Source organism: Paenibacillus sp. P3E, from assembly GCF_001909045.1.
Taxonomy (GTDB): domain Bacteria; phylum Bacillota; class Bacilli; order Paenibacillales; family Paenibacillaceae; genus Paenibacillus_AQ; species Paenibacillus_AQ helianthi.
In genome coordinates this window covers 1-11353 of sequence record NZ_LVWH01000027.1, presented here as the reverse complement: position 1 = coordinate 11353, position 11353 = coordinate 1, and the positions used below count along the sequence as shown (strand labels likewise).

The 11353-nt window shown below is 45.0% G+C and carries 10 protein-coding genes; 9 read left to right on the top strand and 1 reads right to left on the bottom strand.

The genetic code is table 11. The annotated features are described in order from the left end of the window. Window positions 1–185 precede the first annotated feature (185 nt). The 6 genes from A3842_RS04980 to nagE all read left to right on the top strand — a co-directional run bounded on the left by A3842_RS04980 (window position 186) and on the right by nagE (window position 6993). Window positions 186–545 carry a replication termination protein gene (locus A3842_RS04980; RefSeq protein ID WP_074083543.1) on the top strand — a complete coding sequence of 120 codons (360 nt, stop codon included), beginning with the start codon at window positions 186–188 and terminating at the stop codon, window positions 543–545. Between the two features lie 120 nt (window positions 546–665). Further along, a complete protein-coding gene (locus tag A3842_RS04975; protein ID WP_074083542.1) occupies window positions 666–1058 on the top strand; it encodes a DivIVA domain-containing protein in 393 nt (130 codons plus the stop codon). 111 nt (window positions 1059–1169) lie between these two features. Further along, window positions 1170–3923 carry a CHASE3 domain-containing protein gene (locus A3842_RS04970; protein WP_178382293.1) on the top strand — a complete coding sequence of 918 codons (2754 nt, stop codon included), beginning with the start codon at window positions 1170–1172 and terminating at the stop codon, window positions 3921–3923. 165 nt (window positions 3924–4088) lie between these two features. After that, window positions 4089–4958 carry a PRD domain-containing protein gene (locus A3842_RS04965; protein WP_244169655.1) on the top strand — a complete coding sequence of 290 codons (870 nt, stop codon included), beginning with the start codon at window positions 4089–4091 and terminating at the stop codon, window positions 4956–4958. A 13-nt stretch (window positions 4959–4971) separates the two neighbouring features. Beyond that, window positions 4972–5481 (top strand): PTS sugar transporter subunit IIA, encoded by a 510-nt coding sequence (locus A3842_RS04960; RefSeq protein ID WP_074100648.1) that lies wholly within the window; start codon window positions 4972–4974, stop codon window positions 5479–5481. A 57-nt stretch (window positions 5482–5538) separates the two neighbouring features. Then, window positions 5539–6993, top strand: a complete 1455-nt coding sequence (gene nagE, locus A3842_RS04955) for an N-acetylglucosamine-specific PTS transporter subunit IIBC (RefSeq protein ID WP_074083540.1) — start codon at window positions 5539–5541, stop codon at window positions 6991–6993. 241 nt (window positions 6994–7234) lie between these two features. On the opposite strand, the gene A3842_RS04945 is transcribed toward nagE, so the two are convergent. Continuing rightward, window positions 7235–7786: a TetR/AcrR family transcriptional regulator gene (locus A3842_RS04945; protein ID WP_074100646.1), complete on the bottom strand. Its 552-nt coding sequence runs from the start codon at window positions 7784–7786 to the stop codon at window positions 7235–7237. Window positions 7787–7936: 150 nt separating this feature from the next. Between A3842_RS04945 and A3842_RS04940 the strand changes: the two genes are divergently transcribed. From A3842_RS04940 to A3842_RS04930, 3 genes are all read left to right on the top strand, one after another. Then, window positions 7937–8827, top strand: a complete 891-nt coding sequence (locus tag A3842_RS04940; protein ID WP_074083537.1) for an NAD(P)H-binding protein — start codon at window positions 7937–7939, stop codon at window positions 8825–8827. Then, window positions 8824–9678 carry an SDR family NAD(P)-dependent oxidoreductase gene (locus A3842_RS04935; protein ID WP_074100645.1) on the top strand — a complete coding sequence of 285 codons (855 nt, stop codon included), beginning with the start codon at window positions 8824–8826 and terminating at the stop codon, window positions 9676–9678. Before A3842_RS04940 ends, A3842_RS04935 begins: the two co-directional genes overlap by 4 nt. A 447-nt stretch (window positions 9679–10125) precedes the next feature. Further along, the gene (locus A3842_RS04930) at window positions 10126–10923 is read left to right on the top strand and encodes a class I SAM-dependent methyltransferase (RefSeq protein WP_074100644.1); all 798 of its coding nucleotides are present in this window, start codon (window positions 10126–10128) and stop codon (window positions 10921–10923) included. Window positions 10924–11353: the final 430 nt, after the last annotated feature.

Here is an 11353-nt window from a genome sequence, read left to right as displayed (position 1 = left end):
AACTAAAAGAATCACACACTCTAGATTCAACGATTTTACTCGAACTAATTGCGGTATTTAGATCCTAACAAAAGGTTTCAAGGAAGGGGATTCTCTCTGATTTTCTTATTGTGAAATCAGGGAAATAGTGTTTATACTGAAGTTGTGCAGGAAAGATAAGGAAACACATCATTAGGAGGTGTCCCATGGCGTTTATGATTGCCCAAAGGGCTTTTATCAAGGTATATCTGATTACAATGGTTGAGCAACATAAGGGGTATGGCTATCAGATGCTTGAGGATTTGCGGAGAGATTTCAAAACGCATGGCTATTCCCCTCCTCAGAGTGAAATCTACCGGGCACTGCATGAACTGGTCCAGCAAGGGATTCTATACCGGACCAAGCAGTTGAAAGGCAATGATCCCAAGGTGGACTTCCAAGAGATCGTCCTGTATCATTTCACCACGGATGGAGAGGAAAAAGCCAGATTGTATAAGAAGCAGGTCAAGACGGATCTTGACCGCTGTCTAGGGATTTTGAACAAAGCTGTTTCGGATAATTTCTAATCTTCAAGGGATTAGATTTTAATCTTAAGAACTACAACCTAAGTGATATTTCCAGGTTGCTGTTACCCTGTTATAATGATTACTGCCAGATGAAACGCTATATACTTGGAGGTAACTAACATGGATGAACACATGAAACGCAGACTGGATAAGCAGAGAAAGCTGTTCAGCCAACTAGGCATTACACTCGACGCACTCACCATACATGAGAAAGAATTCAGTATGAAGCTTCGCGGCTATGATGCCGAAGAGGTAGACACGTTTCTGGATAGCGTGATCAAGGATTATGAGCGCTTCTATGCTACAATAGCTGATTTGATGGATAAATGGCAGGAGCAGCAGATTGAGCTTCGCGAAATGAAGGACAAAGCCCAAAAGGCTGAAGCTGTTCCGGCACCCGCACCGGTCATCCGGGGGATTGATCCGATGGACCTGGAAGATGTGATCTTGAAGCTGGAAGCCAACGTAAGACAATTAAAGGACAGGCTGCCTAGGAGCGAAAGTTTTCTGTAACAGCATTATAATGCAAATGGACCCTTGTTATCTGATTTGCCAGCATTTACAATTATAGAATAACTTGTGTAAATGAATTATATATTGGAATTCCAGATGGAGGGTGGACCATTGCATGATAAGCGAGGTTTACAGCTGAAGATCCGCGGAAAAATTGCTCTCGGTTACGCCATGATCCTGTTAATGCTGGGATTGTTTCTGCTGGTTGTATCCGGTAGGATTAGCGCCTTGGAGAAAGAAACTGTTTTTCTGAGCGATCATGATATGACTTTGCATGAGCTTACCTATCAGATTGAAAAAAATGTGCTGGACATGGAAACCGGTCAGCGGGGTTATGCCCTTACTGGAGACCCCAGCTATTTGGCTCCTTATGATAGCGGGACTACAGAGTGGAAGATTAATTACACTAAATTAAGCAGTATGATTAGGGATAATCCGGATCAGCTATTGAACTTGAACGATATCCAAGAGAATATTGTTCAATGGATCAAGATATCCGGACAATATGTAGTTGATCTTAAGCGCAATGGGCAGAATGAGGCGGTGAACGCTTTCTTTCGTAATGACAGCGGCAAGCTGATCGTTGATTCCATACGCTCACAGTTAGAGTACTTCCGGGATAACGAGCGGAAGCTTACCAGCGAACGTATTACCAATTTGAAAGAAAGCAACAATAAGCTTCTGAAGATTATGTATGTTCTCTGGACACTGGTTGCGTTCTTAGCAGCTCTTGTAACCTACCTGATCTCTGCCAGTATTGTCAATCCACTCCGTAGCGTCATTCAGGCGATCCGGAGTATTGCAGGCGGAGGAAATATGTCCGAGCGGATCACCGTGAAGACCCTGGATGAAATCTATGATCTGGGGAAAGCAACAAATGAACTTCTGGATACTGTGCAGCGGGATCACTGGAACAATGAACAGATATCTTTAATGTCTATAGCGCTTCAGGAAACGACGGATTTATCAGTAGTGTGCAGGACATTTGTGAACAGACTGTCCTTTATGCTGGAGATGCAGTACGGAGTCATTTATGTTCTGGGTGAGAACGATCAATTGGAACGGAAGTATGTTTATGCCGGTTCGGAGAATCAGGAGTTCCGGAGCGGGAAGACAATCATCCGCCTGGGTGAGGGCCTCATTGGCCAGTGTGCGATTGATAAAAGGCTGAGCCGGATTGAGAATTTACCAGCGGATTACATAAGTATTAACTCCGGGCTCGGAAGATCCGCACCCCAATTCGCTGTTATTGCTCCTGTTTTATTCGAGAACAAAACTGTAGCCGTTCTGGAAGTGGCTTCACTTACCAAATGGGCCCCATACCATCTTGAGCTGTTTGGTGAGTTGCTGAAAATGTTGGGGGTCACCTTGAATTCTGTTTTGACGCGTATGGAGATCCAGCATTTGTATAAAGAATCTCAAGCGATGAACGAAGAACTACAGATTCAATCTGAGGAGCTTCAGGTACAGTCCGAAGAATTGCAGGTACAAACTGAGGAATTGCAGCATCATACACAGGAATTGCTGACTATAAACCGGGAGCTGGAGGATCAGAAGGCCGTTGCCGAGAATGCTGCAGTTCAACTGGAAAAGTATAATGAACAATTGGAGCTAAGTTCCCGCTACAAATCTGAATTTTTAGCAAATATGTCTCACGAGCTGCGCACACCGCTTAATAGTATGCTTATTCTTTCACAACTGCTTATTGAGAACCGCAATGATTCCCTGTCGGAAGAAGATCTCGGATATGCAGCGGTCATTCATTCGTCCGGCAGTGAGTTGCTGTCAATGATCAACGATATTCTGGATTTGTCCAAAGTAGAAGCAGGCAAAATGACAGTCGAACGGGATGCCGTCAACCTTACTGAATTGCCATTCATACTGAAGGGTTATTTCAACAAAATTGCTGAGCAGAAGAATATAGACTTCAAGGTAACACTTCAGGATGATGTTCCCGATTTATTCTTTACAGACGAAATGAGATTGCATCAAATCCTGAGGAACCTGCTTTCCAACGCTTTTAAGTTTACGGTGAAGGGTTTCGTGGAGGTGAACATTCACCGGGTTGAACCTTTTACGGAGTCACAGTTTCTTACAGCTGAACCTGTAATCGCTTTTGCCGTAAAGGATAGCGGTATTGGTGTCTCGGAAGCGAACCGGGAGATCATCTTTGAAGCGTTCCGTCAGGCTGACGGCTCCACAGCCCGGAAATTCGGCGGAACAGGCTTGGGATTGTCCATATCCCTTCAGCTTGCCAGATTGTTAGGCGGCACAATAATACTTGATAGCAAAGAGGGGACGGGCAGCACCTTTACGTTGTATCTCCCTTGCCGTGAAGAAGATGACGGGTTCAATACCGTTTTTTCAGATGTCTGGAGCACCCCGGCAGCCGCTGCTTTGGAATGGGGAGTACGGCAGGAGATACCTGTTAAGAAGGACAGTACACCATTCGAAAGAGAATATTTGAAGCTGCATGAGAAAACTGTACTGATCGTAGATGATGATATCCGCAACATCTATGCCCTGGAAAAAGGGCTGGAGCCCTATGACATGAATATTCTAACCGCTCATTCTGGATTCGAATGCCTGCAAATAGTCAGAGAACACCCTGAAGTAGATGTTGTGCTCTTGGATATCATGATGCCAAACCTGGACGGGTATGATACCCTTTCGATTATCCGTGACGAATTACAGTTGCCTGAACTTCCTATTATCGCGATTTCAGCCAAAACGATGAAGGAAGACCGTGAGAAATGTCTGGCTGCAGGAGCCTCGGATTTTATCAGCAAGCCTGTGGTGATTAAGGATGTGGTTACACGGATGTGCCGATTGTTGGATGGATTTGACTTTTCAAAAACCCATTGACGGAAATATAGGTTTGATTTATTATGGTTTTATAAATGATCATTTATATGCAAGCGGCGTGTTACCTTTAAGGGCATGAGCCAAGAATTGATCTCATTCATTTGAGTCTTTCTTGGCTCTTTTTGATGCAAAAAAATCTGACAATGAATGGAAAGGAGGGGGACCTTGGCCAAGGATAATGAGCAATTTGAGGTACTACGGGTGATCGGCAATAACGTTGTAATGGTGCAAGGAGGCCGAAAGGGCAAAGAATATGTGATTATTGGCAAAGGGATTGGATTTGCGGTAAAAGATTCAGGAATCATTGATGCGAATGACCAGCGGATTGAGAAATTATTCCGTCTGGAGGATCGTGAGGAATGGAGTCAATATCAGATTTTGCTTGAAGATATAGATCCCAAAGTGATGAGAATTACGGATGATATTATTGCGGATATTGCCCTTGAATTTTCTGGCAAGTTGAATGACAAGATCTATTTGGCGCTCCCCAGCCATATCCAGTTCACCATTTACCGTCTCCGGAACGGAATGGACATTGTCAACCCGTTCCTTCAGGAGACCAAAATGTCCTTTCCCAAGGAATTTGAGATCGCTTACAGGGCGGCAGAAAAAATCAGCGCGGAGTTCCAGGTTCAGATTCCAGAAGACGAAGTGGGATTTCTAACCTATCACGTGTATTCTGCGGTCAGTAATGTGCCGATTGGCCAGTTGGTGAAAGCCTCAAATATCGTCAGCGAGTTGCTGGATATGATTCGGGTAGAACGTCAGATAACCTTTGCACATGGCAGTATGAACCATATCCGGCTGATGATTCATCTAAGATTTTCGATTGAACGGATTCTGCAGGGTTCGCTCATCGACAATCCGTTCGTGAAGCATATTCAAAAAGAATACAAAGAGGAATACAAGCTGGCCCAAAAAATGGGCAAGGTCATGCAGGAATCCCTGGGTGCAGAAGTTCCGGAAGAAGAAATCTGCTTCCTCGCAATGCATTTGCGGCGTTTGTTCCAGACCTTAGACAAACAGCAACAGTGAGGAGAGAGAAGTAATGTTTGCTAAATGGAAATCGAAAAAAGAAAAGAACCCTACCGAAGTGCAGGTGCTGGAGATTTATGCTCCGGTGAGCGGCCAGGCCGTTCCATTATCAGGTGTCCCGGATGAAACCTTCGCAGGTGGACATATGGGGAAAGGAATAGCTATAGAACCTAGTGAGGGGAGATTAATGGCCCCTTTTGACGGAAAAATTGCCCATGTGGTCAAATCCAGTCATGCCGTGATAATAGAACATTCTTCAGGACTTCAGCTGCTGCTGCATATCGGAATGGATACCGTAAGCCTGAAAGGGAGCGGATTCACTAGTCATGTTACCAGCGGAGATGAAGTAAAAGCAGGGCAGACACTGATTGAATTTGATATCGCTTTCATACAGGCGGCAGGCTATCAGACCATAACACCAGTCATTGTAACCAGCAACGGAGAAACGGATCTTGAAATGGATTACCATTATGGTCCGGTTGTTGCCGGCAAAGTCATTATTCTGACTGTGGCATCCAGGTAATAAAGCATATAGCTTCATGGTTAGCCAAGTAAAATACGAAACAAGGGGATGATTGGAATGTTAGCTTTTCTGCAAAAATTGGGTAAGTCACTGATGCTTCCTGTAGCCACACTGCCGGCGGCGGCGATTCTGCAAGGTTTAGGATTGCTCGACTATGAAAAGGACTTACATTTAGGCAGTGCTATTGGTGGATTTCTGAATCAGTATATTGCCCCCTTTCTGAATGCTGGTGCAGGCGCCATCTTTGGGAATTTAGCATTGATTTTTGCGGTGGGTGTTGCTATCGGTTTTGCAGGGGACGCCGTAGCTGCCTTGTCCGCATTGATTGCCTATATGGTACTTACGAAAGTATTGGGCATTGTACCGGCCACCTTCGGTTTCATCGGGGATGATGTTGTGCTCGATATGGGCGTGCTTGGCGGAATCTTTGCCGGGGCGTGGGCAGCTTTCCTGTACAAAAAATATCATAACGTCAAAATGCCCGATTGGCTTGGTTTCTTTGCCGGCAAACGTTTTGTTCCGATTGTAACAGCTGCATCGACTATGGTCCTGGCTGTCTTGATCGGTATGATCTGGAGTCCGGTGCAGGATGTAATCAGTGATTTCGGTAACTGGGTTGTAAGTCTTGGCGCTTTTGGGGCATTCGTCTTCGGTACAGCAAACCGTCTGCTGGTTCCCATCGGTCTGCATCACGTAATTAACACCATTGCCTGGTTTCAGCTTGGTGATTTCAAAAATGCTGCCGGGGAGGTTATCCATGGTGATATATGGCGTTTCCTTGCAGGTGATAAAAGCGCAGGGATGTTCACAACGGGCTTCTTCCCAATTATGATGTTCGCTTTGCCGGGGGCTGCATTGGCCTTTATCCATACGGCAAAACCTGAAAAAAAGAAAATGGTGGCCTCGATATTTATTGGTTCAGCTATCGCCTCTATCCTTACCGGTATTACCGAACCTTTGGAGTTCTCGTTCATGTTCGTCGCACCGCTTTTGTACTTGGTGCATGCGCTTTTAACTGGTCTTTCCATGGCCTTAATGTATTTGCTGGATGTAAGACTTGGATTTAGTTTCTCTGCGGGTTTGATTGATTACCTGACGAATCTAAAGCTTTCCACCAATGCCTGGGTCCTGCTTCCGGTCGGACTTGCGTTCTTCGTACTATATTATGTTTTGTTCCGCTTTGTTATTGTGAAGTTCAATTTGAAAACACCAGGGCGTGAGGATGATGCTGATGACGAAATCCTGGAGGCTGATGTGAGTGGAGCAAAAATCTCCGCATCCTCCAGAGCAGTCAAAATCCTGGAGAATATCGGCGGACCGTCCAACATCCGCAACATTGATGCCTGTATTACACGGCTGCGGCTGATTGTGAATGATGAGAAAGCAGTCAAGGACGCCGCGCTGAAGCAACTGGGAGCATCGGGGGTAATGAGATTGGGTCAGGGTGCGGTACAAATCGTATTTGGTCCGCAATCGGAGCAAATCAAGGATGACATCAAGAAACTCCTGTGAAAAAACGATAGATCAAGATCAGATTGACCAAGCTGTTAATGTAGTCCCAAAATAACATTTATATTCCTCCAAGCATCATCGTCATCATGGTGTCTTCCATGATCGCATATAAATTCTGAACCCGCATAACACCAATGGTTATGCGGGTTCTTAATGTTCCGTCACATGAGCAGGTGTATCGGGCGGTTAAGATAAATCGTGGAGAACCGTATCATAAATAACGTCAAGTTTTTTTAAACTTTCAATCCACGCAGCAAAACGAGTTCTCATACAACTCATAAACGGTGAGTAAATGCTCCGCAAGGCCTTTCTCAGTGCTATTAATCCATTTAATAAATGCCATGTGAAAAATTTCAACCGCAAATCGCGCGGCAAGCTCCGACACATCGCTATCATATTTGGCAGATAATGAGTTTGTGACAGACGCAATGAGCACCTGCCCCTTCAACAGCTCCCGTTCTTGCAGATCAGGATTGCTTTGAATAATTTGATTCCGCGCAAGCACCCTCTCCCGCGAGCCCTCGAAAAACTCGGAAATCGACACAAAGCCTTCAACCGCAAGCTTCAGCGGTTTTTGCTCGACTTCAAATTTATCCGTGATAAAAGCCGAAACTCCCTGCCCCAGCTCATTGTTCGTGTCAAAAAGTACGTCCGACTTGTCCTTGAACTGCCGGAAAAAGGTTCGCTCCGTCACACCCGCAAGACTTGCAATCTCCTGCACAGTCGTGTGTTCATAGCCTTTTTCCATAAATAATTTGGTGGCCGCCGCCTGTAATTTTTCTTTGCTTTTCATTTTTATCATTCCTATTCATGTGATTAATGGAAGAAAAATAGAATGGTCAGTTTCTGACATTTTTTCTTGACAATAAAAAACCCGCAGGTATACAATGATTGAAAATGTCAGTTTGTGACACTATTTTATCAAAAAGAAGGAGAATGCACAATGAAAATCACAGTACTCGGCTCACTTGGCAATATTAATCGTTACTACCTTCCACGCCTCATCGCTGATGGACACGACGTCACAGTCATCACAAGCTCTAGTGATCGTATCGCCGACATCGAAGCGCTCGGTGCCAAACCAGCAGTAGGCTCAAACCGGGACGTAGACTTCCTTACCCGGGCTTTTACAGGTAGCGACGTTGTTTATCTCATGATCTCAGGCATCAATCCAACCTCCGGCATCGACATGTGGCAGAGCGCAATCGAGCTCTCTGAGAATTATAAGACCGCCGTGCAAAATTCGGGTGTGAAAAACGTCGTCAACCTCAGCTCAGTAGGCGCCGACAACCCTAACGCTGGCATCCTTTACAGCTATCATTTTGCAGAAGACGCACTTAACTCGCTTGAAGGCGTGAACGTTGCTCATATACGTCCTGTCGGCTTTTATAGCAATCTTTTTGCCGACATGCAAAGCCTTAAAACGATGCAAACCCTTTTTAGTCCAGTTTCGGCTATTATCGCGCACGGTTGGGTCAGCCCCATTGATATTGCGGACGTCGCTTACGCCCTGATTGATCACACCCCAGCAGGCAAAAGTGCGAAATTCGTCGTTAGCGATTGGGCTACAGGCAACGACTGGCTCAAGGCTCTTGCCGAGAATGGTATCGAAGCCAAATACCAACAAATCCCTGCCTTGGCCCTCATTGAGAATATGATAAAACTAGGCTTCCACGAAGACACCGCTAACCGCTTCGCCCAAATGAGCCGCGCTGGTGAGAGCCCCGATGAATTTTACGCCAGTCTCCGCGCCACCGACTACCATCTAGGCAAAGTCAAGCTCGTAGACTTCGCGAAAGTTTTTGCTGCTGCATACAAGGGGGAGAGACGATGAACGACGCACGTACGGATATTGATAACAGAGTGTTTTTAATTTCAGGGGGAACATCCGGAGTAGGAAAAGCAATCGCAACGGGATTAGCCAGACTTGGCGCCAAGGTCGTGATCATCAGCAGAAGTGCAGAGCGTGGACAAGCTGCATTAAAGGATATTTTGGAAGCCACAGGCAACAGCCGGGGAGATTGGTTGGCGGCGGACCTTTCCCTACAGTCATCGATCCGGGAAGTCAGCGACGTGTTCAAGCGGAAGTACGATCAATTGCATGTGCTTATTAATGCTTGTGGTGCAGTCTATTTTAAGAAGGAATTGACGACTGATGGGATTGATCGTATGTTCGCGGTCAATGTGCATAGTCATTATCTGCTGACTAACCGGCTGCTCGACATCCTCCAAGAAAGCGGACCTGCACGCGTCATCACAGTGTCGGGTAACCCTAGATTTTTGAAGAATCCCGTCATTAACTTCGATGATATTCAAATGGAGCGCCAGTATAGCACGATGCGTGCAAGCAGCCAGTCGCTGTTCGCCAGGACGTTATTTGCTTTCGAATTGGCAAAGCGTTTGGAAGGAACGGGAGTGACCTCCAACGCTTTTTATCCGGGGTTTGTGAAATCCAATCTCGCGAGGAACGCGCCTTGGTATTTGAGGGCGGCTGCACCTCTCTTAAACGCACGTGTCAAAGCAGAATGCGGGATCGGGGTTTATCTGGCGTCTGCGAAAGAAATAGAGCGCGCAAATGGCGTATTCTTCGATGATAAGAAGCAAATCGTACCGATTCACACTAAGTTTGATGCTAGAGCGGGCAAGAAACTGTGGACCTTGTGCGAAGGTCTGACAAGGTACTAATCGAGCCGCTTGTCTAGCGATTGAGAATGCTTTGTCAAGAACGGAGTGATATCATGCGGAGGCCATCCCGCATAAGGATGGTCTTAAAACTTGCGTTACAAACAGCGCGGAGAACCGTATCATAAATGAGGGCGATTTTTTTCGGATGCGTATCTAGAGGGGGACTTTTGCTTACGGAAAGCAAGTTTAGAAAAATGTTTTTGTGACGGTCTTTCATGAACTCGTTCAGTCTCTCCACTGATGGGAATAGTTATAAAGAATCTTTACATTGTTTGTTAAATATTTCCTGGTTATAATCAAAGAGAAATACATTCTTTATTTATCCGCTTTCCATTAAACGATGAAAGGATGATATTAGATGATTAAATATGACAGATTTGTTCACCTGCTTTGTTTCTTGGAGGGTGACTATAATTTAACCCTCCTATAAAAAATGGAGGTAAACCTGTGAATAGAGAGTTTATTGCAAAACATTGGTATGCTAGTGTGTATGAACAGTTTGAAAACCAAACTCACGACGTGGATTTTCTGTTGAAAGTACTTACAGAGCAAACAGATAATCAACCACTGAATATACTTGAAATTGCATGTGGTGATGGTAGGATCTGTGTTCCTCTAGCAAAGGCGAATCATTTCGTTACAGGCCTTGATTCCGATGAACATATGCTCCTGCGATGTTATCGCCAGATGTTGGGTTTAACGAATATTCGCTGTTATCAAGCTGATGCAGTAATTTCCGGATGGGGTGTCGGTTATGATGTCGTAGTCATGGCAGGTAATATACTGATTAACATTGAATGCGAGATCGATTACAAAGATGCACAAAAGACCCTTATTAAAAATGCTGCGGCCGCGCTTCGTAAGGGTGGACATCTTTATATTGATTTTGACCTGCAATATGATCCAGCAGCCCGGTTCAATAGGCTGAAAGAGAGTAGCTCTTTCATAGGGACAGACGAATTGGGCACGACTGGCCAATGTGTTAGCTATGGGAGCGTGTATGACCCTATAACCCAGATTTGTACCGGAACTGGTCACTGGGAGCTCACCACAAATAGCGGTGAGCAGATCATCTTACCCAAGCGTTGGTATAAGCACATTCCCACGCAAACGCAAGTTTACGGTTGGCTATCAGATGCCGGGTTTACCATTGTGTGTACCTATCAAAATTATACCGATGACCCGATTCCAGAGCTGAATGTTGAAGCTACAAATCGCGCTACTATATGGGCAAGAAAGTTATAAATTTTACATGCAGGTACGACAATTCTTTTCACTGTTGAATAAAACAAGATCAAAGAAAGGGTCATCCCTAGCGGATGGCCCTAAAATTTGCCGTTACAGACAGTGCGGGGAACCGGATCACAAATAATGGTAAAGTGTAGAGTGGAATTTTTGGTAAGTAGAAAATAACAAAGAGACGACCAGAATGCAGTACACTAAATCCGGTCGTCTCTTTGTTGGCAATTATTCAACCCCATGAAAGAACGATTGAACTTTCATACTATGTGGTACAGCATTGAGAGGTACATGGATGGTGGGCAGAATACACTAACAGAAATAATAAAACTGGCAACTATCGCCAGTTACCAGTTACACAGTTACGTTCCAATAACCCTAAAAATGGCATGGATACATAATATTCTATAAAAAAATCAATAAAAGACTATTACTT